Here is a 23,118-nt window from a genome sequence, read left to right on the forward strand (position 1 = left end):
GGAGGAAATTTGGAAGAGATCGAACGATGAGCAATCTGCCTTTTACTGTTGCCGCCCTTTATTGCTTTGCGCCGCTGCCGCAATATGAAAGCCTGCGCGAGCCGCTGGCCGAACTTTGCTGTGCGAATGGGATCAAGGGGACGCTGTTGCTTGCGGCGGAAGGCATTAATGGCACGGTTGCGGGCTCAGCAGACGCAATCGAAAAGCTCGTAAAATACATTACCGCTGTCCCCGGTCTTGCCAACCCTGAACTCAAATACTCCCATGCGACAGAAATGCCCTTCTATCGCATGAAGGTGCGATTGAAGCGTGAAATCGTCACCATGGGGGTAGATGGCATTGATCCGCTGAAAAGCGTTGGCACTTATGTTGCCCCCAAGGATTGGAATGCGCTGATTGCCGATGAAGATACGGTCGTTGTCGATACGCGCAACGATTACGAATATGCCATTGGCACCTTCGAAGGCGCACTTGATCCTAACACCAAGACATTTCGCGAATTTCCGCAATGGGTGGAGCAGAACCGCGACAAGCTTGAAGGCAAGAAGATTGCCATGTTCTGTACGGGCGGCATCCGTTGCGAGAAGGCGACAGCCTTCGTCAAGGGGCTCGGCTTTGATGATGTTTTCCATCTCAAGGGCGGCATTCTGAAATATCTTGAAGAAGTGCCACGTGAAGAAAGCATGTGGAACGGTGAATGCTTCGTGTTTGATGAACGCGTGGCAATAGGTCATGGTCTGACGGAAAGCGATATCGAGCTTTGCCGCGCCTGCCGTCGTCCGATTACCGCAGAAGACAAACTTTCGCAGTTCTTCGAGGAAGGCATTTCCTGCGCTGGTTGTTATGACGAACGCACGCCGGAAGATCGCGCGCGTTTCGCTGAGCGCGAAAAGCAGGTCAAGCTCGCCAAGCTTCGTGGCTCAAGCCACAAGCACATCGGACGCTAATTTTTTTTGAACGCGCATCTTAGTCCGAAAACCGCTTCACACTTTTCGGGATGCGCTTTGATGATGCGGTTCTTTTGCCGCATCATTCTTCTCAGCACTAGCCAAAGCTCATACTCCCCTTTAAGGTGGCCATGTTTTCGGAACGATATGAATTCGTTACGGAAATTCTGGGCGGCTTTTGCATGGACGCCCGTGTGAAAAGGGTCTGACGGCATCCGGGTCGCGTTTGCCTCCATCATACCCATCATCGCAAGTTGAGCATCTCGACAGGTCTTGATGCTCGAACAAACGGCGGCGGATTTTTTCCGGCATGTGATGGTGTTTGCCCGAAATACGGGCTTTATGGAGGTGACAATGAAAAAAATTATCGCGGCGTTTCTTATTTCGGTTGCAGCCGGTGCTGCGTCGGTTGCTCATGCTGCCGAGAAGGTCACGGTTTTTGCTGCAGCCAGCATGAAGGATGTGATCGAGGAAGCCGCCAAGCAGTTCAAGGCCAAGGACGGCACGGAAGTCGTGGCTTCCTTTGCTTCGTCTTCGGTTCTGGCTAAACAGATTGAGCAGGGTGCTCCGGCACAGATTTTCATTTCTGCCGATCTCGACTGGATGGATTATGTCGAGAAAGTAGACATGATCGACAAGGCATCGCGCAAGGTGATTGCGGGCAACGCGCTGGTGATTGCAACGCAGAAAGACGAAGCTAAAGGCGATGCCAAAGAACTTTTGAGCGCTGGTCGTTTTGCCATGGGTGATCCGTCGAATGTTCCGGCTGGCAAATACGGCAAGGCAGCGCTTGAAAAGCTCGATATCTGGAAAGACGTTGAAAAGAACGCCGTTTTCACCGAAAATGTGCGCGTTGCGCTGCAATATGTGAGCCGCGCCGAAGTGAAAGCTGCAATCGTCTATGCATCGGACCGCGCAGCAGCACCAGAACTCGTTGAAGCCTATCGCTTCCCGGCTTCAAGCCACGCCCCGATCCTTTATCCAGCCGCATTGATTGCAAAGAACGAAAGCGATGCCGCCAAGGCATTTCTTGCGTTTCTTGAAGGCGCTGCCGGTCAGTCGATCATCAAGGACAAGGGCTTTGTAGGCGCTGCCGAGGCCGCTCAGTAATGATGGAAGGCCCAAGCAATGGAAAGTAATGTCTGGCAGATTGTTGCTCTGTCGCTCCGGGTTGCCGGGATCGCTATTGTTGTTGCTTTGCCAATTGCCTTTCTTGTTGCGTGGATTCTTGCCCGGTTCAATTTTCCGGGCAAGTCTCTGGTACAGGCTATTGTCACCATGCCGCTGGTTCTGCCGCCGGTGGTGACGGGTTATCTTCTGCTGATCCTGTTTGGATCGCGTGGCGCGCTTGGCGCGCCTTTGCAGGAATGGCTCGGCCTTTCCTTTTCTTTCCGCTGGACCGGTGCAGCCCTTGCTGCAGGCGTCATGGCGTTTCCATTGCTTGTTCGCCCTATTCGTCTTTCGATTGAAGGACTTGATCGTGGGCTTGAGGAAGCTGCGCGCACGCTTGGCGCCAGCAGGTTTATTGCTTTTTTCACGGTGATTTTGCCGCCCTTGCTGCCCGGAATTCTGGCGGGCGCGGTGCTTGGTTTTGCTAAGGCGCTGGGCGAGTTCGGCGCCACCATTACCTTTGTCTCCAACATTCCAGGCGAAACGCAAACGCTTTCGCTGGCGATCTATGCCCTATTGCAGACGCCAACAGGCGACGCCGAAGCTTTCCGTCTGATTGCGATTTCTGCAGCCATTTCCATTGCTGCCGTGGTGTTGTCTGAATGGTTGCAGCGCAGGCTTGCAGGAGAAGCAAAATGAACGGTCTTGAAGTTTCCGTCGCTGGCCGCAATGGCAAATTCGCGGTCGAAGCAGATTTTTCCGCTCGTTTGGGCGTCACGGCTCTGTTTGGCCATTCGGGCGCTGGCAAAACAACGCTTCTCAAGATGATTGCCGGAACGCTGCGTCCGGAAAGCGGGCGCATCGCAGTCGGTGATTTTACGCTTTTTGATGCCGAAAAGGGGATCAATCTGCCACCTGAAAAGCGCCGTATCGGCTATGTGTTTCAGGAAGCGCGGTTGTTTCCGCATATGAGCGTCAAGCGAAACCTTGATTATGCGCGGTGGGCCGGAAAACGCCAGAACAGCCGCAGCTTCGACGAGGTTGTGGCGCTGCTTGGTATCGATCATCTCTTGGATCGTCGTCCGGCAACCCTTTCGGGCGGCGAACGCCAGCGTGTTGCCATTGGTCGTGCGCTTTTGTCTGACCCCGCGCTTTTGCTGCTGGATGAGCCGCTTTCCTCGCTGGATCATGCACGCAGGCAGGAGATCTTGCCCTTTATCGAGCGGCTTCGCGATGAAAGCCACGTGCCGATTGTCTATGTCAGCCACGAAATTGACGAGGTTGCGCGGCTTGCTGATGAAATCGTTCTTCTGTCGGCTGGCAAGGTAAAAGCCAGTGGCGAGGCTGCCGAGATTTTCCCGCTGATCGATGGCGACGGTGAGGGCGCTGGCGTGCTGCTGGAAGGGTCGGTTTTAGCTTTTGATGAACGCTACAAGCTTGCGGAAATTGATCTTGGCGGGACAATATTCCAGCTCAGTGATGCCGGGCTTAAGCAGAGCATGCATGTGCGTCTCCGGGTTCGCGCACGCGATGTCTCCATTGCGCGCAAGGCGCCTGATGCGATCAGTATCCGCAACGTGCTGCCGGTTTCCATTGTGGCGATTGAAGCCGGAGAAGGGCCCAACGCCCATGTTGCGCTCGACTTTCAGGGGCGGCGTCTGGGTGCGCGGCTGACGCGACGTTCGGTCGATGATCTGGGCCTTGCGGTGGGCGATCAGGTCGTGGCGCTCGTCAAAGCGGTCTCCGTGGATCGTGCCGCAATCAGAGAGAAATGAGGGTGACAATTTTCCTGTTTGCGTAATTCACCTTTTATGATCCTGTCTCCATTAGATGGGAGCATTGAAATGACTGATTTGCAAGATTGGACACCACGCCCGAAGCCGGAACGTAAAGTTCTGGAAGGCCATTATGTCAGGCTTGAGCCGCTTGATGCGAAAAAGCACGGTGACGAGCTGTTTGCGGCCTCTTCCGTTGAAGATGCGGATCAGCGGTTTACCTGGCTGTTCGAGCTTCCGCCTGCAGCGCGCGAAGATTTTGAGCCGTGGCTCGAAAAGGCGTCGGGCAGCGAAGATCCTTTGTTTTTTGCGGTCATCGACAAGGCCAGCGGCAAGGTCGCCGGGCGTCAGGCGTTGATGCGTATTGATCCGGTTCATGGTGCCATCGAGATCGGGAACATCTATTGGGGACCGCTCATCTCGCGTAAACCGGCTGCCACCGAAGCGCAGTTCCTGTTTATGCAGTATGTTTTCGATGATCTTGGCTATCGCCGCTATGAGTGGAAGTGCAATGATAACAACGCGCCATCCAAGCGCGCAGCGGAACGTTTCGGGTTCCAGTTTGAAGGCATTTTCCGCCAGCATATGGTGACAAAGGGCAAAAACCGCGACACCGCCTGGTTTTCAATTATCGACAGCGAATGGCCAGCGCTTAAACAAGCTTATCAAGCATGGCTTGCGCCGGCAAACTTTGGTAGTGACGGGCAGCAGATCAGAAAATTAGAGGATTTTCGCATTGGCGGCTGAACCGAAAAAGAGCAATCCGGCAATTGCTGCAGCTATTATTCTGGTCGGTTTTGGCGTGCTCGCCTATTATTTGCCAACCATTATGATCGCGCTTGGCGAACGCTCGCATATCGCAGCGGTGATTTTCGGGATACTCTTCGTACTCAGTTTCTTTGGTATATTCTGGCTGCGTTCGCGCCGCCAGAATAAGGACTAACCCACGAGTGCAGCACTAAGCAGCAGAGCGCCGGTCAAGGCAATAAACAGTGCTGCTCCCACTTCAATCGCCGCCTTCAGGCGACCGGACATCGCGCTGCTGCCTGCAAAGCGCAATGCCGTGTTCTTGGCGGTTACGGCCAAGGTTGCGAGAAATGCCACGGTCAGAAATGTGCCAAAGGCCATTGCGAATACCGAGAGCAGACCACCAACCATCAGACCATTGAGAAGCGCGAAGGTGAGTACGATCAGCGCGCCGGAACATGGGCGTAGGCCGACAGAGAAAATCGCCGACCATGCCGTCTTCCAGTTGAAATCGTCGCCGAGCGTCGATGGATCGGCAATATGGGCGTTGCCGCAATCGGCACAGATATCACCCTCACCGATAAAGACGTGATCGGCGGCGGCGTTGGCAGGTCTGTAATTGAGCTTGACCGTGTTGGTCGTGCCGAGCGCTCGCGTGCTTTGCGAAACGCTGCCCTGCCAGGCTGGACCGCTGGCTATCGCCGTTTGAGGGGCTGCTGCAAAAAGCGCGCTTGTCGGGGAAGGCTCAGCACTGTCACGCTTCTTGAACAGAAGCGGCAATTTGCGCGCCAGCAGCCACAGGCCAAAGAACAGCACCAGCGCGAAACTGGCAATTTCCATATAGCGGGCGGTCTGGTTCATCGAAATGCCGGTGCCGCGCAGCAAAAACCATGCGAGTCCGACCACAAATACTGCCATGATCGCCTGTAGCAGCGACGAGACGAAAGACAGGAAAATACCGCGTTTCAATGCCGATTCATTGGCGATCATGTAAGAAGAAATGACCGCCTTGCCATGGCCGGGGCCGGCGGCATGGAAGATACCATAAACAAATGAAAGGCCGACAAGCACCGATGCCTGCCACGGGTCTTCGCGCATGGCTTTGAGCGCAGTTGTCATCGCGAGATAGAAACTACGCTGCTGTTCATTCATCCAGAGAATGATATGCGCAAAAGGTCCGGTCGGTTTCATAGCGACTTCATTGGCACCGATGCCGAGTGACGATTGCGCCCATGCCTGGGCGGCGATCATCACGAGGCTGAAGGTGAGAATGAAACGGACCGTTCTCTTCATAAGGCTGATTATCCTTTTTTCTCGCAGTCTATCTCAAGGCGCGTGGCGAAAATCTTCGACATGTCTGTGCCTGCCGGATCATTGAAAAAGGCTTCGGTCAGTGTGCCCTGATTTTGCGCAAGCGCTTCATCGGGGTTAGGGCGAATGACCTCGGACTTGCAGCCCGCAGGCAGACCTTTGACGACCAGCTCATTATCACTCACATAGTCGATCGCCGTATAAAAGGTCGGATCGTAAACGCCGAAACTGACCTTATGTCCGGGTTCAAGCTTTAATGGTTTTTCAGGCTTGCTGGTGAAAACGATCATCAGATGATTGTCGGAAAAGTCAGCTGCCAGATCTTTCGGACGTGCCATTTTGACATCTTTGCCATCGGCAAGCACGGTCTGGAAATATTTGAACTCGGCGATGGAGCTGTTGATGACATGGCCAAGGTCGATCAGCTCGTTTTTGTCGAGCTGCAAATCACCATTCTTGTCAAATTCCATCAGAACCGTTGATGAAAACACGTCATCGAAACGCCAGATATGGGCGAGTTTATCCACGGTGCCGTCCGGTGCAATCGTCAGTTCCAACCTTGCATCGGCAAAGACATGCGGATGCGCTTTCGCGGCAAAAGGCGCAAACACTGTCACCAGCGTCACGGCAAGGCCAAGGGGGCTTTTCAGCCAAGAGCGCAAATCAAGCATATACGGGTTCCGTCAATTCATATGCAAGGCATAAGGGTGAAGGCGGCAAAAGTAGGACAAGTGGTGCGAGCGCCGCCTTTTAGACCGCGATCTTTTAAAGTTTTGTGTCGCCCTGCGTTTCGCGTTCCTTGAACCATTGCGTCAGAAAGTCGACGAGGGCGCGGATTTTGGCCGGCAGATAACGACGGTGCGGATAAACCGCGTAGATACCGCCGTCCTTTACGATGAATTCGTCGAGGCACGGGATGAGCCTGCCGCGCTCGATTTCTTCTTCCGCTATAAAGGCCGGAAGCGAGCAGAATCCAAGACCGGAGAGAGCTGCTGCCTTGGTCGCGACCGGGCTGTTGACTTCGATTGGACCATTGACAGTCACGGTCATCATCGAGCCATCTGTATTGCGGAAATGCCAGTTGTTGCGCGAGCGGGCGTTGGTATCGATGATGCAGGGTTTGTCGTGCAGGTCTTCCGGGCGTTCGGGCTTGCCGACGCGCTCAATGAGAGCCGGTGCGCCGCAAAGCACAGAATGAAAAGGTGATAGCCTTTTGGCAATAAGGGAGGAATCCTGCAAACGTGTAATGCGGATAGCAAGGTCGAAGCCTTCTTCCACCATATCGACGAAACGATCATCCAGCCGCACATCGAGTACGATTTCCGGATGGGCAAGGCAGAAATCGATCAGCGATTGACCGATCACCGCATCGGCAAAGGTACGCGGCGCTGAAAGCTTGATGCGTCCGCGTGCGTCTGAACTCGTTTCGCTGACAGCATCCTGCAGCGCGTCGATCTCGCGGATGATCTCGACCGCGCGATGGTAATAGGTGTGGCCTGCTTCTGTGAGCGAGAATTGGCGGGTCGTGCGGTTCAGAAGACGGGCACCAAGCTCGTCTTCAAGTTCCCGCACATATTTGGAAAGAAGCGCCTTGGAACGCCCGATCTTTCGCGCTGCCGCCGAAAAGCCTTCCGCTTCGACCACGTCGATGAATGCGCGCATACGTGTGAGGGTGTCCATGGTCTAATCCTGCTTTTCAAGAATGTTTCGGCCAAGCGCAATAAGCGCCCGGTCGCTGCCGCGTGGGCCAATGAATGAGATGCCAAATGGCGCGCCGTGAACCTGTCCCAGTGGAACAGTAATCTGTGGCAGGCCGGATAGCACGGAAAGGCAAAGCAGCCGCAGAGCCTGTTCACGATAGGCTTGCAGGCTCTCGAAGGTTTGGTTTGCGAATGGCGCTGCACCTGGTACGGTTGGCAGTGCCAGAACCGCATTGTCACCGATGATTGTTTCCAATTCGCGTGTGAAACGCGCTCGGCGGGTGCGATGCCGGGCTACTGCTTCGTCGGAGATTTGCGATCCATAAGCGAAACGGTCTGCGACGCCGGGGCCAAGCTTGCGATCACCGGATGAAATCCACGCACCATGCGTGTTCCATGCTTCCCAGCCCTGTATCTGGCGGAAGGTGATGTAGAGTTCGTCGATTGACAAGGTTGGCTGGCTTGCAGCCTTAAGACTTGTAAAATGCGGACGCACTTTCGCAAACATGGCGCGATAGCTGTCTGTTTCAGGATGATCGAGTAGCAGGTGCTCAAGCAAGGGCATATAAAGAAGCTGCGAGAAGCTGAAGTTCTGCTCATCATCGCCGAGCAGAACTTGACCGACCTTTTCATAAAGCGCGATGTCGCGGGCGAACCAGCCGATTGTGTCGAGCGAAGTTGCAAGCGGCATGATTCCTTCCAGCGGAATGCGCCCATGTGTGGTACGCAGGCCGATCAGCCCACAGAAGCTGGCAGGCGCGCGGATTGAGCCGCCAGTATCAGAGCCGAGCGCTATATCTGCAACTTTTCCGGCGACCGACGCCGCAGAACCTGATGAAGACCCGCCGGTAACGCGATCGGGTGCTGCGGGATTGATCGGATAGGGGAAATGCGAATTCTGCCCCATTAAAGAGAAGGCCAGCTCATCGGTCTGGGTTTTACCGATCAACGTTGCACCTGCTGCGAGCAGTTTCTCGATGATCGGCGCCGATTTTTCGGCTGCAACTGATTCGGCCAGAATTTGCGGATTGCCGCATCCGGTTGGCATTCCGGCCACGTCATAAATGTCTTTGACGGCCAGACGCTCCCCTTTTAGCGGTCCGGTTTCCGCTGAGGGAAGGGGCTTCGGGGGCTTTGCGATTATCGCATTGAACGGATCGAAGGGCGTCATTGTTCACAACCAGCGACGAGATTCCGGGGATATGGTAAATCAAAGCCTAAGCTTTGCAGCAGAATGTTTCACTAATATTGAACAATGGCAAGCGCAGTGGGCGGATTAACCGCCTCAAAAATAAATTTCGCTCAAAGAATATTTGTCATTGAATGGACACATCTTTGAGCTTATATCGCCCTTGCCCAAAGTCGCACGTGCCTGTGGGTGTCCGCCGATCCTCGAATGGTGAGGAATTCGGTACGGTACCTGGACCTAACCGCTCCAGTCGATCTGTAGGCCAACCGCCAGATCGAGGACATCTTGAAGCAACGACGGTGCGGGCCTTTCTAGTGTCTTTCGGCTGTCCAAAAGCCGAAATTACTGAAGAGGCACACCTTCATTGCCAGAAGTGCGGATGCGGTTCTCCAATTCCAATCCAAGGCAGACAAAGCGGAATAACGCGGATTGAGCGTTGTTCCACCGCCGCATGAGTTTTCGCGTGACCTCAGCATCTCCAAAGGCTGGCCTCACCGCGGATGCGCTTATGCATACTTTGTCCCTTAGAATGCGGCATCAGTATAAGCCGTGCGGGAGAACGACCATGGCTACACAGCGTATTATCGACTTCCTCAACACCCGCCGTCCAGAGGGCCCTTGCCTCGTCGTCGATACCGACGTGGTTCGCGAAAATTATCAGAATTTTGAAAAGGCATTGCCATACTCGCGCATTTTCTATGCTGTGAAGGCAAATCCTGCACCTGAAGTTCTGCGTCTTCTTGCATCGCTTGGCTCGTGCTTCGACACGGCATCGGTTGCCGAAATCGAAATGGCACTGGAAGCAGGCGCTACACCAAACCGCATTTCTTATGGCAACACCATCAAGAAAGAACGCGATATTGTGCGCGCGTTCGAGCTGGGCATCCGCCTCTTTGCCGTTGATTGCGTTGAAGAAGTCGAAAAGGTTGCGCGCGCTGCTCCCGGCAGCCGCGTGTTCTGCCGCGTTCTGACTGACGGCGAAGGCGCTGAATGGCCTCTGTCGCGCAAGTTCGGTTGTGTGCCTGCCATGGCAATCGACGTGCTGCGTCACGCAAAGTCGCTCGGCCTCGACTCCTACGGTGTATCGTTCCATGTCGGCTCGCAGCAGACGGATCTCACTGCATGGGATCGCGCTCTTGGCGATGCTGCATCGGTATTCCGCACATTGGCTGAGGAAGGCATCGTTCTGCGCATGGTCAACATGGGCGGTGGTTTCCCAACCCGCTACCTCAAGGACGTACCGACCGCACAGGCTTATGGCATGGCTATCTTCGATGCGCTGTCGAAGCATTTCGGCAACCGCATTCCAGAAACCATCATTGAGCCGGGCCGGGGCATGGTTGGCAATGCAGGCGTGATCAAGACCGAAGTGGTTCTGGTTTCGCGCAAGTCGGACAACGACAATGTTCGTTGGGTCTATCTCGACATCGGCAAATTCGGCGGTCTGGCCGAAACCATGGACGAGGCGATCCGCTACCAGATCGTGACCCCCCGTGACGGCGGCGAAACCGAACCTTGCGTGCTGGCCGGCCCAACCTGCGACAGCGCGGATGTTCTTTACGAAAAGACGCCGTATCCGCTGCCGGTTTCGCTGACCATCGGTGATGAAGTTCTCATCGAAGGAACAGGCGCCTACACCACCACCTATTCGGCGGTGGCGTTCAACGGCTTCGAACCGCTCCGATCATACGTCATCTGATCAATCGGGTTCTTCCCGATTGATCCTCTCAATCTGCCCAGCGCTGAAAAGTGCTGGGCAGGATGTGCGGCTGCCCATGTTTGGGGTGAGATGTCATGAACGCAAATCTGGAAATTCAGGAAAATACCGTAGCCGGCCTTTCGCCGCTTTTTGTGCCTGCTTTCACCATCGCGGGCGAAGCAGTGGAACACATCATTGCGCGCGAAGTTCTGCTCGATCGTGCCATGGGTGAAGGACGTCGCAGGAAATCGTCGGAAAAACTGCGGCGCGGACGCCTACCTGCGGAAGGTCTGGCTTTTTCGGCAATTGATGACCATGGGATACTGGCGGGCACTGTCCGGTTGTGGAATGTGCATGCCGGTCTCGATGCGTTCGGCTTTCCGGTTTCAGCTCTGTTGCTCGGACCGCTTGCGGTTGATCCATCGGCGGCGGGTCGCGGTATCGGTTCGGCTTTGATGCAGCACGCGATTGCCGAAGCAAAGCGCGTTGGTCATGGTGCCATTCTGCTGGTTGGTGATCCGGAGTATTACGGACGTTTCGGCTTTACGGCCGAGAAAACCAGCGATCTTGCCATGCCCGGTCCGTTTGAAAAGCGTCGGTTTCTGGCGCTTGAACTTAAAGTCGGCCATCTCGATGGCGCACAGGGAATCCTACGTGCCAGCGGACGCAAAATCTCGCGTTTTGAGAACCAAGCTCGAAAAGTGTGAAACGCCTATGCGGGGAAATCAGTCCTTTGGACTGATTTCTAGTTTCGCTTCTATCAGAAGAATATGTGCGATAAAACAAAGGGTTAGAGCGCTGATCTCGCCTAGTCAGATCGAAATACGCTTTAATGTATACGCACCAGCCGTCCGAAGTTGCGGACGGCTGTTATTGCAAGACCCAGCATAAAGCCCGCAATCAGCCCTGCAATCACCACAAGCTTGCGCGACGATCCTGCTGGATCGAGCGGTGGTCGTGCCTCCGAAATCACACGGACATTGGTTGTTGTGATGCCTTCCTGTTCGCTCGTTTCACGCGAACGCAGAAGGAAAGCTTCATAGACGGACCGCAACGTCGTTGCTTCGCGCTCGAGTTCGCGCAGCTTCACGCGATCATTGTTACTGTTGGCCTGTTGTGATTTGAGTTGCGCAAGACGGGCGCTCAGGTCTTTTTCCTGCTGAGCCGAGCGTGCGACTTCGACCTGTAATGAAGCGCGAATGCGACGCAGTTCCGCATCAATATCATTGAGAACAGTTTGTTTCTGCGACTGAAGCTGAATGAATTGCGGATGGCGGGGACCAAGCTGGGTAGATGCACCATTGGCGTTCTGGCTCGCCAATGCATATTGCGCACGTAATGCCGTCAGCGTGTTGGAACGCAAATCTTCCGGCAGGGTGCCGGAAATCACGCTGCCGGTATTGGCATCGCTAAGAACCTGAACCCGCGCCTGAAGGCGCATGGTTTCCGCGCGCTGATTGGTCAACTGATCGTTGAGGCGAGACAGGTCATTGTCGCTGATAAGCTTGCCATCGACATCAACGAGATCGCGCGAGGCGCGGTAATCTGCGGCTGCCTTCTCCGCGCTTTCGACATTTGCACGCATATCAGCGAGACGCTTTGAAAGTTCGTCCGCATTGCGGCGTGCAATATCCGACTGAAGCGAATCGAGCTCTGTCTGGAAAACGGAACCGATAAGATTGGCAATCTCAGCCGATTTTTCGGCATTTCGCGTCTTGACCGAAATCGAATAGATGAAGGTCTTGGGATCTCGACCGATGGTGAGGCTATCATAAAGATTATAGAGAACGCGGGTTTCAAGCGCCTGACCGTCGCTGGCCGTTGTCGGCCGGAACATGGTTTTCAGCTGTGCGAAGAAGCCGGCGACACCCGTAGGTACAAAACTACCGTTGAATTCAGGATCTTTGGTGAGATCTGCTTTATCAATAACTTTGAGAAGTACACTGCTCGAATCAAGCAGGCGTGCCTGACTTTCAGCGATGGCCAAAGAGGCGTCAGTCGGCAGTTGTCCTGGCGTCAATTCGGTGCCGACAGAGCGCACATTGCGCGGATCGACCAGAATATCGGTGGAAGCAACAAACATCTGCGGAATGGTCAGCGCATAAAGCGTAGCTACCATGCCGCCGAGCAAGGTGGTGGCCAGTAGCAGGCGACGAGAACCCTTGACCACTTCGATTGCGACACGCGGATCGATCAGCGGTTTCCATTCATTATCTGGTGTATCGTGTCGGGCAGGCAGAGTGTTTTTACGGGCGGGTGCCTCCGATTCTGGTGTCGCAGTCTCAGGCAATGCACCTTTGGGTGTTTTTTCATGCTCTTCGCGCTCTGCAATCTTGCGCTCCAGCTCAGCCTTTATCGAAGCCATCCGACTGCGCAGCTCTGAAACTTCTTTCTCTTCTGCAGCTTTGTTTGCCTGCTGGGTGCGGAAAAGTTCAGCTCGCTCTTCCGGCTTCGCAGGCGGTGTCCATGGCGGGGCGATGGTCTGAGATTCGCGTTCAGACGCGTCAGATTCTTCGCGGCTCCCCTCGGGCGCGCCTGAAAATGCCAGAAGAGGCTTGTCTTCTCTTCCTTTGTTGCGCTTGTCGTCACCGCTCATCGTCAAAGGTGTCCGTACCCAGAAATATCGCTCACTCACATTGAACTATAGGTTTTTTATGGAGAACAAATGGTTAATTTCTATCGCGATAATCGCGTTGGTGCTTTTTAATTAAGTCTTTTTCGCTAAGTATCGGTCTACAGTTGGTATGCATGGCTTAACAAGCAACAGGTAATATAAAGACGAGGCCTTGGGTGATCTCGAAAGTAGTTAAGAAATTATTGGGTAGCCGAGGCGGAATGGTGCGGGATTATTTCTCGCTGTTCTCAGGTTCGGCCGGGCGACTGGTCGTTTCGCTTCTTTATTTCATTGCACTTGCAAACACATTACCGACGGGTGACTTCGGTATTTTTGCCACCGCTTCGGGAACAGGTGTGGTACTCTCTCGTCTGGTGTCCCTTGGGTTCAGCTCGCCACTTTATCGCATTTCGACCGTCAAGCCTTTGTTGTTGGGAACCTATACTGCGGGCTATCTGGTGGCGGTGCTGTTGTCGCTGCCGCTTTTCGCGCTCTGCTCGTGGATCGTCTATTTCATCTTCTTCAGTCGAGATATTTCGTTCCTGCCTTTTGCCGTGGTGGTGGTTGCCGAAGCCCTGCTGTGGCGCTCTACGGAAATGATCATAATCGTTAATAATGGTCTGCGCCGCTTCGGCATTTCAGCGCTTCTGGTGATTTTCGGTACAACCATGCGCGCCATTGCTGCCGTGCTGTTCATGTTTCTGGCAGCGCACCATGATGTCGGTCATTGGGCATGGTGGTATCTGGCTGCCAATGCATTAGCTTTGCTTTTCGCGCTACGCTTCTATCCGAAAGTGAAATTGCGTTTTGAGCCGCGCCTTTATTTGAGACGCGTTTCCGATTCCATCGCCGTGATGGGGGCTGAACTGCTGTTTTATATCCAGAGCGAACTCGACAAGCTGCTGGTTTTGAGTATTGGCGGGGCGACCACGGCGGGTATCTATGCGATCATCATGCGCCTTGTGGACCTGACGGCACTGCCGATCCGTTCGTTTAATATGATGCTGGTGCAAAAGCTCATGCGCAATCCCGATATGCTGGCGTCGCTGCGCATTAGGGCAGGGCTGGAATTTGCGGTGTTTGCCGTGTCGGTTGCAGGTCTCGGCGCGATGGTGATCTTCCTGCAGTTCTTCCCGACAGCACTTGGTGCAAGCGTGGCACCGATCGTGGGTCTTCTGCCGCTGGTCCTGTTGGTGCCGGGCTTCCGCAATCTCATCGAGTATCAGACCGAGATTCTTTATGCGCGCGGTCAATCTGGCCTGCGCACTATAAGCATGGTGCTGATGACTGCGGCCAAAGCTTTGTTCGTTTGGCTGCTGCTGCTTTATCATGGCAACAACAATGACTGGATTGCCGGGCTTAACTTCGTCTTTGCCGGCATCTACATCCTCTCGCTGGTTTTCACCTATACAAGCATGAAGCTGCCCGCCAAACGGGTATAAAAAAGCCCGAAGCCATGCTCCGGGCCTTATATTCTCAGGATTGGGCTTTTAAGCGCCAATGATCCGGCGAATGTCATTCACTGACAGGCTCAGGAATGACTGCATGCCAATGGCAACCTGATGCGGTTCCATCTCGGCAATGAAGGTGCGAAATTCTTCCTCGGTCGGCGGAGGCGCGAACCACTGCATCCGGCAGAGATCGTGGGTATCGTGGAAATGGCCAGCACCTTCCAGAACGTCATCGACGTAATGGCCATATATAAAGCATTCCGAGAAGCGTCGGACATTGCCGATCGCGGCAACCCAATGCTGACCGGTGTGCTTTTCGATTCGCTCGCACATGCCGATCACTGAATCTCTGCGCCAGGAAACAAGTTGGCCTATATAATCATTCAGCGCGCTTTTGCCGTTTTTGACGCCAAGCAGTTTACCGGCATTTTCCGCCCAGACGGGATGCTCCGGCCATTCGGGATTGGCAAGCGCGTCGGGCCGATAGAACAGACGCAATTTATCGCCCTGCCATAGCGTGTTGCAATCGAAGGGTTTCACAAAAGCAGTGTCTGAATCGGTATAAAGAAGGCCTTCCTCGTCCACTTTGCCTGCCAGCGCAATGCGGCGCAGCTGCTGCACATGCCAGCCGCGCAATGGCTTGGTTTTGAAAGAAAGCCAGACACGACGGCGACCAAGATAGGTCGGGTCGGGGAACGCGCGAATCCAGGAAGGCAGCAAATCACGCTCGTCGATGACGATGCGGTTTGCACTCTCAATCTGCCGGAACAGGGCTACGTCCTTGCTATCGACAAGAATGTAATGCTTGGTGAAACCAGTGACATGCTTGTCCATGGTTTCACACAGGAGCTTGCAGCGTTCAAAATCCTGTTCCCAGCTGGCGGTCACAATCGCTGTCTTCAAGGTTTACCCCCTGAGAGCTTTTCTTTCGCCACGCGCCAGAGGAAAACCGGATTGCCAACCAGGTAGCGTTTTGCAAGACGCCGCGGTTCCTGCATAAGACGATGAACCCACTCCATCTTTATTGTGCGGACCCAATGCGGCGCACGCTGCACGCGGCCGGTATGCAGATCAAACAAGGCACCCACAGCACTTGCAATAGTGCAATGTTCTGCTGTGATATGCTTGTCGATGAACATTTCCTGCCGGGGAACGCCCATGGCCACCAGCAGAATATCGGGGTGATATTCTTTTAGCTGAGCCAGAATGCCGTCGGTATCGGCAGGCTTGAAATAGCCGTCCGAGATCACACGAAAATCGTGCTGCGGAATCTGCTTCTTGAAGAGCTGCGCTGTATCTGCTGCCACGCCGGGACCGCCACCCAGGAGCGCCACTTTCATAGGACGCTTTATGTGCTGCATCAGGCCGGGAATGAAGTCGGTGCCATTGAGATTGGCAGGGAATTTTTGGCCATAGGCGGCTTTACTTGCTATATCGACGCCAATACCATCTGGCAGGATCAGATAATTTTTGAGTGCCGCCATATAGGCCGGGTCGTCATGCGCAATATTGGCGTTGTTTGCGTTAAGCCAGCCCTGCTTCAAAAATTCACGGTTTTCGAGGCGCTTTTCAAAATAGGCGAATGCACTGTCCCAGTCGAAACAGACAACTTTGATGCCGAGAATATTTCGATATTCGAGTTTTTCGGATGAACGATGCGTCATGTTCAGTCTGCTTTTCCTGTAACGTCCTGCAGTTTCTTTAAGCCTCGGGCGATAGCGCTGTCCATGCCTGCGATTTGCGCCTGTTTAAAGGCTTTGCCATCAAGTCTTTGATTGTCACCTTCGTTGATTGCTTTGAGACGTTCGACGATGGCTGCGGCAAATTCTGCAGGCTTGTCGGCAATTGTGCAGTTTGCTGGAATATTGCCAATGCCGCGGACCGAATGTGCGGTGGCGACACTTGGTTTGCCCAGCTCAAATGTCTCTATGGTTTTCAACTGAACACCTGTGCCAGCGCGGCTTATAAGCGGTATCAGCTTACCGCTTTCGACAAAGGCTGTTGCATCCGGCACTTTGCCGATAAAGTTCACGCCCGGCCAGGCCGCAACCAGATCTGCCGGTGTGTTTCCGGCGATAGCAATTGATACATCCGTTGGCAGAAGCGGCTTTACCTCGCGCAGGAACCATTCAAGACCAATACGGTTTGGATGCCAAGTCCATGTGCCGATCAGCGTCAGATCATATTTGGCAGCTTCAGGCGTCAAGGTCTGGCTAATCCCCGGCATAACAAGGGGCAGGGTCGCAAACTTGTCGTTGTTTAGACCAAGAGCCGGACCGTCATCTTCCGCAAAAGTGAAGACAAAGCTCGCCTGTTTGCAAAGCCTGTCTTCTAACTTCTTGAGAATACGTGCCTCACGGCCAAATAGAAATTTCTGGATCTTGCCTTTGGCATCTGCCGCATTTTCCTCTGCCGAGCGATACTCGACATTATGTGCGATAAAGATTGAAGGCTTGTCTTTGAATATCTCTTCAAATGCGCCCGGCAACGTGACGCCATTCAGGACATAAGCGTCAAAGTCACCGAGTTCAGTGATTGCATTGTGCAGCTCAATAGCGGGAATCACCCGCAATTTTGCCGATGAAACTGTGAGGCCGGTCAGGAAAGATTTGAGCACCCACTCTATCTTGCGCTTGATGCCTGCGCCTTCGGTGCGCACTTCTACCTCGCCAAGGACGACAGTATCTGCACTTTCCGCGGCCTTGTGCCCCGGCCATGTGAAGCCCAGAACGGTCACATGGGCGCCTGCACGGCGAAGGCCATCTATAACGGCAGCGTTCGCAACTTCATAACCCGTAGAGGCAACAGCATGAGGAACAAGTGACGTCACGAAGACAAGACGAAACGGTTGCAATTCAACTCCTGACGGCTCTTAATGAATGTTTATTGAAGTTAGTGTCTACAGCCATGCGGTGAACTTTTCTTTAAGCGTTTATCAATAGTGGAAAGATAAACATAAAAACTTAAATCCTAGCCATAATCGGAAGCTGTGATGCCAGATTTACCGGATCATATTGAAGTAATCGCTAAAACGCCTGGTCTTCCCTATGACGAGATCGACATCGTCGTTTCACTCCCGACGTTCAAGCGGCCCGAGCACCTGATACGCACGCTCGACACATTGAATGCGCAGACAACCAAGCGTAAATGGGCGGTTGTCGTCATCGAGAATGAAACAGAGAAGAAAGAAGGTGCAACCGTCGCCGCCCCGCTTTTCGAAGCTGGCAAATATCGGGGCATGTTGATCGGTGAATCTCATCGCGGCAATTGCAACGCCTATAATGCTGGCTGGTTGACAGCCACGAAGTATTTCCCGAACTTCAAGTATGTCATCGTCATCGATGATGATGAATTGGCCGATCCTGACTGGATCGAAAACATGGTTGCAACCGCTGAGCGTTATGATGTCAGTCTGGTCGGCGGCCCGCAGTATCCAATTTTTGAAAAGCCGAATTCGGAACAGTGGGCAAAGCATCCGGTCTTTCTGCCACATTATAACAAGACTGGTCCGGTTCCCATTATTTATTCTTCGGGTAACCTTTTGATTGCGCGCGCAGTTCTCGAGGCACATAGCTATCCGTTTATGGATCTCAAGTTCAACTTCACCGGCGGCGGCGATTCCGACTTCTTGTCTCGCTCAATCGCTAAGGGATTTAAAGTCGCGTGGTGCGCTGAAGGGATCGTGCGCGAAACTATTCCAGCACGTCGTCTCGAAAATGACTGGATCAGATCACGCGGTCTGCGCAACGGCGTTCTCTCTACGCTTATCGAACAGCGTAAGCGTAAAGATGAGCCGCTTGGTCAGGTGCGTGTGTTCCTGAAAAGCCTCGCCCTTCTGGCTTACTCGCCGATCAAGGCAGTCAGAAGAGGCGTTGCGGCTGGCTTTGCGCCGGTCGGCATGTACTTTATCCATATTGGTTTGGGTCGGGTTATGGCGCATTTCGGATATCTGAATGAGCAGTATCGCAATCCAGACAAAAACTGATCTGGTTTCATAAATGCTGCTGGATAGAGAGTTATCCAGCGTTCAATATTAAACGCCCTGCCTTTCTTGACTGCTTGAAGGTCAGGGCGATTACTATTTTGATAAGGCATATTGCAGAAATCGATTATGCCGTTCGATGCAAAGGTAAACGCGCGCGGTTCATTGCATCCTCAAGCCGCGCCGTATTTTTGCTAGGCTCTGCATCAGCATCATCAAAAACGATATGATTAAGTTCGACACTTGCGCTTTTGCCCGACAGGTTTAAGCGAAAATAAGCATAAACACCTATGTGGTGGAACTCCATATCCAAGACGACTGAAGGTGCGGAGAACCAGTCGCAATGCAGTTCACCGCCATGTCCCATTTCGAGTGTTCCCGGGAAGAAATACAGTTCCGTAGAGGAGCTGACCAGATCAGCTATATTGGCGAAAAGCTCGCAGCGAAGGAAAGCAATGTAGTCTGCTGGATCGACTAGTCGAAGTTCTGCGACAACCTCGCGAATGTTCTCAGCAATGATTGCCTCGCGCTCGTTTGAGAATTGTAAGCTCTTCATTCAGTCACCACCGATCTGCGAGAACATATTATTACTACATTAGAATAAAATAAAATCATTTTTAAAATCCATTAACGAATGGAATGTCGAGCATTGATGACCCTGATGAGTTCCGCAACAGCTTTGTAGAATTCGGGTGCGATCATCTGGTCGACATTAACTTGTTTATAGAGTGCTCGTGCTAACTGTACATCCTCAAATACTGGAATGGAGTTTGCAGTCGCTATTTCTCTTATCTTGAGCGCGATGAGATCTTGTCCTTTTGCAACAACGATTGGCGCTGCATCCTCATTGGGTCGATAGCGTAGTGCTACAGAAAAATGGGTCGGATTTGCGACAATCAGCGTGGCAGTAGGAACTGCGTTGATCATGCGGCGCCGGGCGCGGTCTCGCCCCAGCGAGCGTAGACGTGCTTTAACCAGTGGATCGCCTTCCGACTGCTTGAGCTCGTCTTTTACTTCCTGCTTGGTCATGCGCAGTTCCTGCTTCCAGTGAATGCGCGACCATGCAAGGTCAAAGCCAGCAATTGCGGTGATCGCGAGAACATTGGCCACCAGAAGCCGCACCAGATTTTCTCGCAGAAACTCGGGTAATGCACGCGGGTCGGTTGCCACTGCGTCGGTAAAAAGGTTGTTGCCCTTGAAGAAGACGAAAAACACGATCACGCTGGCGGCAATGAATTTCGCCAATGATTTGAGAAACTCGACCTGACCGGCGCGACCGAAAATGCGCGACCAGCCTTTGAGCAGGGAAATGCGCGATGCTTGTGGGCGAATACGCTCACCGACAAATCGCGGTGCATTCTGGAAGGCAGATGCAGCAATGCCAGCAAGTGGAATGATGATGAAGACCGGAATGAGGGCTGCACCGACAGACAGCGCCAGAATGCCAAACAGATGGCTTGCATCTTCTGCGCTGTTAAGGGTCCAATCTTCCGGACGGTCCATCAGTTCGCGCAAGAAGACAGCCAGTTTGGTTGTTGCGGGTGCCGCGACGAAGACTGCAATCACCAGAAAGGACGCGATACCAGCGAGGATCGGCGTTTCGCGAGAGAAGGGCATATTACCCTTGTCCAATGCGTCGCGGATCTTCTTCTCGGTCGCGTCCTCGGTTTTGCTCTCTTTATCGGTATCGTCGGACATATGTCACACGCAAGATTAGAGCGCATCCCGAAAACTGTGCAACGGTTTTCGGACAAGGATGCGCGTTAAAAAAGATGGTCGGAGCACCGATCCAATCCAATCAGATCGGTGCCCTAATTCGGGTCTTCACCTGAGCCGAGAGTAATGATACCGCGCTCAGAAAGATCGATGGCGACACGTGCAATGGCGCGCCTTGCGTCTGTGATGTTCTGGCTGGTGATGTTGCCTTGTTCGGCTGCCAGTTCGCTTTCGACCATGCGGCGCCCACGCGTGGAAAGCGAGGACAGCACCATTTCCTGAAGCGACGCATTGGCACCACGCAAAGCGGTTGCAATCTGTTCGGTCTGGACTTCATCAAACAGCAGAAGACGGGCACGCTGCGAGAGGCGTTCGACATCTTCAAAGTTGAAGAGCTTCGCCTTGATGCGCGCGATGTCGTCCTGGCTGAGATCTTTGAGGCTCGACATGAGTTCTTCCATCTCCTGCCGGTCGAGCTGATTGAAGATGTTGGCGATCTGTCCGTGATGAGCTTTGACCGGGCCTGCATCGCTGCGGCCAAGCAGATCGCGACGCAATACATCTTCCAGAAGATCGGCGGCAGCTGGCGCAACATTGCCAATATGCAGCGAGCGCTGCACGACGGCGCTGCGCAGCTGTGGCGGCAGGCCTACAAACATGCGTGCGGCGAGATCCGACGGCAACTTGGAGACGATATAGGCGATGATCTGTGGATGTTGATCGGCGAGATAGGCCTGCAGGCTCTCGACCGGCAGACGCGCAAGCTGTGCCCAGACAGATTCCTGAACGAGCTGCGGCTGAACGCGCTCTTCAAACACGGCATCGGCTTCGTCTTGTGGAAGCGCTTCGCGCAGCAAGCCTTCGAAGCGCTGTGCTGCTTCTGAAACGGGCGCGCCTTCGGCAAATGAATCTTCGAACTGCTTCACCAGATGTTCAAAATCGAGCGGAGAAATGGGCTCAAGCGTGCGGGCATGGCCTGCAAGCTTCCGCAAATCTTCGGCGTTGAAGTGTTTGAGCAGCCGTGAGGCGGAAGGGCGACCGATTGCGACGAGGATCGCAGCCGCTTTCTGCGGACCGGAAAGAGTGTCAATCACTCCGCTTACGCTGTCATCGAGAGGCTTCTGCGATTCATTATCGGCCATGGTCGATCCGTTACTTACCGATGATTTCGGTCAGGCTGACGCCGAAGCGGGAAGAATCGTCTTCAAGAACGATCACTTCGCCGCGCGCAATCACGCGTCCATTAACGACGATATCGACCGGATCACCGATCTGCTTGTCGAGGGTGATAACAGCACCGCGACCAAGCTTCATCAGATTGGCAACAGGCATGGTTGTTCCGCCCAGCACGACCTGAACGTCGACCGGGATGCCCATGATGAGCTCAAGATTAGGCTTTGCTGCACTTGCCTTTGCAGCACGCGGCTTATCTTGTTGCAATTCTTCGATTGCCTCGTTGAGCTCATGCTGCATGTCTTCACCCTCACTTTTCTTGCTCATGCCTGCCCCGCAATTTCAATGGTCGCTTTCTTGACGGTTCGACGTACAAAGACAGGTAGTGCATTCTTTTCCTTTGGTGCCGGCTCGCTCACCGGAGCGAAAGCCTGCTCCTCAATACGGGCGACTGTAGCTGTAACATTGCGTGCCTGACGCACATCGCGGGAAAGAGCCTTGCGCACGCGGTTCAGCTCTTCAATCGCTTCGTCCATTTCCCGACGAACGCGGGCGGTTTCAGCGAGACGGGCCTCAAGGCGAACGGTTTCATCTGCAAGATCGGTGCGCTGGTTCTGCAAAGATTTTGCAACGCGTTCCAGGCCGCTGGAGGCCGCAGCCACACGAAGCGTCAGCATCTTGCCGAGCTTGATCGTCTCATTGGCTTTGCGCCCGACGATGATGAGCGCACCAAGCGAACCGAGAGCCATCAGCGTGGAAAGTATGTTAGCCAGCAACAAGCTCATCGATGAAATCCTCTTCCTGATTGACCGGATCGCCAACCTTGACTGTAAAATGAATGCCGGACTTGCCGAGTGTGCATTTAAAAAGCTGCTGTTCGCCAGCGCGCAGACGTACCTGTTCCATGGCATCCGTCGGGAGCTTCAGAACCTGACCGATTTCAAGCTTTGAAAGAGCGTCGAGCGTCAGGCTTCCCTGCTGGATGAAGGCTTCAAGCTCGATCCGTGCGCGGCTGACTTCGCTGCGCATTTTCTTGCTCCAGGCAGGATCGGCCTGATCCATTGGACGGCGCAGGAATGCAGCCACGGCATCTTGCATTGGCTTGTGCGTGCTGCGGGGCAGAAGAAGATGTACGGCCCCTGTCTTGCCTGCCGCAACCACATCGATCCGGCAAACGAAGAGGCGTGAACGCTCGAAGTCCTCGCTGTTGAACTCCGCCGTGTCTGTGCATTCGCCAGCAGCAAACAGTGCCTGGGCGTTGTTTGAGAAAACCTGATCAAGCGCTGCAGCCATGTGGGACGTCAGCAGGTTCGATATCTTGCGCTCCAACATACCGAAGGGGCGTTCCAGATCGAAGCTGCCGAGATTTCCCTGTGCGCCAAACATGGCTTCAATCACGGAAAATACCAGCGTCGCATCAGCGGTTACATAGAGCGTGCAGCCCCAGCGCTCGGCTTTGAGCGGAGCTATAATCGCAGCCTTGTCGATGATGGCATTGAATGCCGCATCGTCCGCAGCCTCAACAGGTCCTGCTTCCGCATCAAATGCAGCAGCACTGCCCTGTTTGAGACGACCGCAAAAATGCGCGGATGCATCCTTGAACACATGCGCAAGCGACTTCAGGTCGTCGCCCGACAATCCTGCCGCCCGCAACAGATTTGTGGCAAGCACGTCGTTTCTGCGGTTCTGGCCCAGAGTGGTCAT

24 protein-coding genes are annotated in these 23,118 nt (G+C 53.9%); 10 read left to right on the forward strand and 14 right to left on the reverse strand.

Going from position 1 to position 23,118, the window contains the following annotated elements:
• Positions 1–26 precede the first annotated feature (26 nt).
• From H5024_RS14890 to H5024_RS14915, 6 genes are all read left to right on the forward strand, one after another.
• On the forward strand, positions 27–947 hold the full coding sequence (locus tag H5024_RS14890; RefSeq protein ID WP_187547945.1) for a rhodanese-related sulfurtransferase: 921 nt from the start codon (positions 27–29) through the stop codon (positions 945–947).
• Positions 948–1,301: 354 nt separating this feature from the next.
• On the forward strand, positions 1,302–2,057 hold the full coding sequence (modA, locus tag H5024_RS14895; protein ID WP_187547946.1) for a molybdate ABC transporter substrate-binding protein: 756 nt from the start codon (positions 1,302–1,304) through the stop codon (positions 2,055–2,057).
• Between the two features lie 18 nt (positions 2,058–2,075).
• On the forward strand, positions 2,076–2,756 hold the full coding sequence (gene modB, locus H5024_RS14900) for a molybdate ABC transporter permease subunit (protein ID WP_187547947.1): 681 nt from the start codon (positions 2,076–2,078) through the stop codon (positions 2,754–2,756).
• Positions 2,753–3,832, forward strand: a complete 1,080-nt coding sequence (gene modC, locus H5024_RS14905; protein ID WP_187547948.1) for a molybdenum ABC transporter ATP-binding protein — start codon at positions 2,753–2,755, stop codon at positions 3,830–3,832. The genes modB and modC overlap by 4 nt, the downstream gene beginning before the upstream one ends.
• A 69-nt stretch (positions 3,833–3,901) precedes the next feature.
• Positions 3,902–4,579: a GNAT family protein gene (locus H5024_RS14910; RefSeq protein ID WP_187547949.1), complete on the forward strand. Its 678-nt coding sequence runs from the start codon at positions 3,902–3,904 to the stop codon at positions 4,577–4,579.
• The gene (locus H5024_RS14915; RefSeq protein WP_007877114.1) at positions 4,569–4,775 is read left to right on the forward strand and encodes a hypothetical protein; all 207 of its coding nucleotides are present in this window, start codon (positions 4,569–4,571) and stop codon (positions 4,773–4,775) included. Before H5024_RS14910 ends, H5024_RS14915 begins: the two co-directional genes overlap by 11 nt.
• Here H5024_RS14915 and H5024_RS14920 read toward each other — a convergent pair.
• The 4 genes from H5024_RS14920 to H5024_RS14935 all read right to left on the reverse strand — a co-directional run bounded on the left by H5024_RS14920 (position 4,772) and on the right by H5024_RS14935 (position 8,761).
• Positions 4,772–5,872: a nickel/cobalt transporter gene (locus tag H5024_RS14920; RefSeq protein WP_187547950.1), complete on the reverse strand. Its 1,101-nt coding sequence runs from the start codon at positions 5,870–5,872 to the stop codon at positions 4,772–4,774. The two genes, H5024_RS14915 and H5024_RS14920, sit on opposite strands and share 4 nt — an antisense overlap.
• Before the next feature lie 8 nt (positions 5,873–5,880).
• Positions 5,881–6,561, reverse strand: coding sequence for a DUF1007 family protein (locus H5024_RS14925; RefSeq protein WP_187547951.1), 681 nt, complete (start codon positions 6,559–6,561; stop codon positions 5,881–5,883).
• Positions 6,562–6,655: 94 nt separating this feature from the next.
• Positions 6,656–7,570: a LysR family transcriptional regulator gene (locus tag H5024_RS14930; RefSeq protein WP_187547952.1), complete on the reverse strand. Its 915-nt coding sequence runs from the start codon at positions 7,568–7,570 to the stop codon at positions 6,656–6,658.
• A 3-nt stretch (positions 7,571–7,573) separates the two neighbouring features.
• Positions 7,574–8,761 carry an amidase gene (locus H5024_RS14935; protein WP_187547953.1) on the reverse strand — a complete coding sequence of 396 codons (1,188 nt, stop codon included), beginning with the start codon at positions 8,759–8,761 and terminating at the stop codon, positions 7,574–7,576.
• A 583-nt stretch (positions 8,762–9,344) separates the two neighbouring features.
• Here H5024_RS14935 and odc2 point away from each other — a divergent pair.
• Both odc2 and H5024_RS14945 read left to right on the forward strand, forming a co-directional pair.
• Positions 9,345–10,478 (forward strand): ornithine/lysine decarboxylase, encoded by a 1,134-nt coding sequence (gene odc2 / locus H5024_RS14940; protein WP_187547954.1) that lies wholly within the window; start codon positions 9,345–9,347, stop codon positions 10,476–10,478.
• A gap of 95 nt (positions 10,479–10,573) precedes the next feature.
• Positions 10,574–11,185, forward strand: a complete 612-nt coding sequence (locus H5024_RS14945; RefSeq protein ID WP_187547955.1) for an N-acetyltransferase — start codon at positions 10,574–10,576, stop codon at positions 11,183–11,185.
• A gap of 122 nt (positions 11,186–11,307) precedes the next feature.
• Here the strand turns inward: H5024_RS14945 and H5024_RS14950 are convergent, their stop codons facing one another.
• Positions 11,308–13,074: a GumC family protein gene (locus H5024_RS14950; protein WP_187547956.1), complete on the reverse strand. Its 1,767-nt coding sequence runs from the start codon at positions 13,072–13,074 to the stop codon at positions 11,308–11,310.
• 194 nt (positions 13,075–13,268) lie between these two features.
• Between H5024_RS14950 and H5024_RS14955 the strand changes: the two genes are divergently transcribed.
• The gene (locus tag H5024_RS14955; protein ID WP_187547957.1) at positions 13,269–14,534 is read left to right on the forward strand and encodes a lipopolysaccharide biosynthesis protein; all 1,266 of its coding nucleotides are present in this window, start codon (positions 13,269–13,271) and stop codon (positions 14,532–14,534) included.
• Between the two features lie 48 nt (positions 14,535–14,582).
• On the opposite strand, the gene H5024_RS14960 is transcribed toward H5024_RS14955, so the two are convergent.
• Genes H5024_RS14960 through H5024_RS14970 form a run of 3 tightly spaced genes read right to left on the reverse strand, consistent with a single transcriptional unit; the run spans position 14,583 to position 17,397 of the window.
• A complete protein-coding gene (locus H5024_RS14960) occupies positions 14,583–15,446 on the reverse strand; it encodes a DUF6492 family protein (protein WP_187547958.1) in 864 nt (287 codons plus the stop codon).
• The gene (locus H5024_RS14965; RefSeq protein ID WP_187547959.1) at positions 15,443–16,207 is read right to left on the reverse strand and encodes a WecB/TagA/CpsF family glycosyltransferase; all 765 of its coding nucleotides are present in this window, start codon (positions 16,205–16,207) and stop codon (positions 15,443–15,445) included. The genes H5024_RS14960 and H5024_RS14965 overlap by 4 nt, the downstream gene beginning before the upstream one ends.
• A 2-nt stretch (positions 16,208–16,209) precedes the next feature.
• Positions 16,210–17,397 carry a glycosyltransferase family 4 protein gene (locus H5024_RS14970; protein WP_187547960.1) on the reverse strand — a complete coding sequence of 396 codons (1,188 nt, stop codon included), beginning with the start codon at positions 17,395–17,397 and terminating at the stop codon, positions 16,210–16,212.
• 138 nt (positions 17,398–17,535) lie between these two features.
• Between H5024_RS14970 and H5024_RS14975 the strand changes: the two genes are divergently transcribed.
• Positions 17,536–18,528: a glycosyltransferase gene (locus tag H5024_RS14975; RefSeq protein ID WP_187547961.1), complete on the forward strand. Its 993-nt coding sequence runs from the start codon at positions 17,536–17,538 to the stop codon at positions 18,526–18,528.
• A 124-nt stretch (positions 18,529–18,652) separates the two neighbouring features.
• Here the strand turns inward: H5024_RS14975 and H5024_RS14980 are convergent, their stop codons facing one another.
• From H5024_RS14980 to H5024_RS15005, 6 genes are all read right to left on the reverse strand, one after another.
• Positions 18,653–19,081, reverse strand: a complete 429-nt coding sequence (locus tag H5024_RS14980) for a hypothetical protein (protein ID WP_187547962.1) — start codon at positions 19,079–19,081, stop codon at positions 18,653–18,655.
• Positions 19,082–19,152: 71 nt separating this feature from the next.
• A complete protein-coding gene (locus tag H5024_RS14985; protein WP_187547963.1) occupies positions 19,153–20,223 on the reverse strand; it encodes a flagellar type III secretion system protein FlhB in 1,071 nt (356 codons plus the stop codon).
• Between the two features lie 113 nt (positions 20,224–20,336).
• Complete coding sequence (locus tag H5024_RS14990) at positions 20,337–21,383, reverse strand: flagellar motor switch protein FliG (protein ID WP_187547964.1); 1,047 nt, start codon at positions 21,381–21,383, stop codon at positions 20,337–20,339.
• A 10-nt stretch (positions 21,384–21,393) separates the two neighbouring features.
• Positions 21,394–21,741, reverse strand: a complete 348-nt coding sequence (gene fliN / locus H5024_RS14995) for a flagellar motor switch protein FliN (RefSeq protein WP_187547965.1) — start codon at positions 21,739–21,741, stop codon at positions 21,394–21,396.
• On the reverse strand, positions 21,738–22,199 hold the full coding sequence (locus H5024_RS15000) for a hypothetical protein (protein ID WP_187547966.1): 462 nt from the start codon (positions 22,197–22,199) through the stop codon (positions 21,738–21,740). The genes fliN and H5024_RS15000 overlap by 4 nt, the downstream gene beginning before the upstream one ends.
• On the reverse strand, positions 22,180–23,118 hold the full coding sequence (locus tag H5024_RS15005) for a FliM/FliN family flagellar motor switch protein (protein WP_187547967.1): 939 nt from the start codon (positions 23,116–23,118) through the stop codon (positions 22,180–22,182). The genes H5024_RS15000 and H5024_RS15005 overlap by 20 nt, the downstream gene beginning before the upstream one ends.

This window comes from Ochrobactrum sp. Marseille-Q0166 (assembly GCF_014397025.1).
GTDB lineage: Bacteria > Pseudomonadota > Alphaproteobacteria > Rhizobiales > Rhizobiaceae > Brucella.

Bases quoted from the DNA above. Each gene is read 5' to 3' on its own strand.
- H5024_RS14890 (WP_187547945.1), top strand. From the start codon at position 27: ATGAGCAATCTGCCTTTTACTGTTGCCGCCCTTTATTGCTTTGCGCCG.
- modA (WP_187547946.1), top strand. From the start codon at position 1,302: ATGAAAAAAATTATCGCGGCGTTTCTTATTTCGGTTGCAGCCGGTGCT.
- modB (WP_187547947.1), top strand. From the start codon at position 2,076: ATGGAAAGTAATGTCTGGCAGATTGTTGCTCTGTCGCTCCGGGTTGCC.
- modC (WP_187547948.1), top strand. From the start codon at position 2,753: ATGAACGGTCTTGAAGTTTCCGTCGCTGGCCGCAATGGCAAATTCGCG.
- H5024_RS14910 (WP_187547949.1), top strand. From the start codon at position 3,902: ATGACTGATTTGCAAGATTGGACACCACGCCCGAAGCCGGAACGTAAA.
- H5024_RS14920 (WP_187547950.1), bottom strand. From the start codon at position 5,872: ATGAAGAGAACGGTCCGTTTCATTCTCACCTTCAGCCTCGTGATGATC.
- H5024_RS14925 (WP_187547951.1), bottom strand. From the start codon at position 6,561: ATGCTTGATTTGCGCTCTTGGCTGAAAAGCCCCCTTGGCCTTGCCGTG.
- H5024_RS14930 (WP_187547952.1), bottom strand. From the start codon at position 7,570: ATGGACACCCTCACACGTATGCGCGCATTCATCGACGTGGTCGAAGCG.
- H5024_RS14935 (WP_187547953.1), bottom strand. From the start codon at position 8,761: ATGACGCCCTTCGATCCGTTCAATGCGATAATCGCAAAGCCCCCGAAG.
- odc2 (WP_187547954.1), top strand. From the start codon at position 9,345: ATGGCTACACAGCGTATTATCGACTTCCTCAACACCCGCCGTCCAGAG.
- H5024_RS14945 (WP_187547955.1), top strand. From the start codon at position 10,574: ATGAACGCAAATCTGGAAATTCAGGAAAATACCGTAGCCGGCCTTTCG.
- H5024_RS14950 (WP_187547956.1), bottom strand. From the start codon at position 13,074: ATGAGCGGTGACGACAAGCGCAACAAAGGAAGAGAAGACAAGCCTCTT.
- H5024_RS14965 (WP_187547959.1), bottom strand. From the start codon at position 16,207: ATGACGCATCGTTCATCCGAAAAACTCGAATATCGAAATATTCTCGGC.
- H5024_RS14975 (WP_187547961.1), top strand. From the start codon at position 17,536: ATGCCAGATTTACCGGATCATATTGAAGTAATCGCTAAAACGCCTGGT.
- H5024_RS14980 (WP_187547962.1), bottom strand. From the start codon at position 19,081: ATGAAGAGCTTACAATTCTCAAACGAGCGCGAGGCAATCATTGCTGAG.
- H5024_RS14985 (WP_187547963.1), bottom strand. From the start codon at position 20,223: ATGTCCGACGATACCGATAAAGAGAGCAAAACCGAGGACGCGACCGAG.
- H5024_RS14990 (WP_187547964.1), bottom strand. From the start codon at position 21,383: ATGGCCGATAATGAATCGCAGAAGCCTCTCGATGACAGCGTAAGCGGA.
- fliN (WP_187547965.1), bottom strand. From the start codon at position 21,741: ATGAGCAAGAAAAGTGAGGGTGAAGACATGCAGCATGAGCTCAACGAG.
- H5024_RS15000 (WP_187547966.1), bottom strand. From the start codon at position 22,199: ATGAGCTTGTTGCTGGCTAACATACTTTCCACGCTGATGGCTCTCGGT.
- H5024_RS15005 (WP_187547967.1), bottom strand. From the start codon at position 23,118: ATGACCACTCTGGGCCAGAACCGCAGAAACGACGTGCTTGCCACAAAT.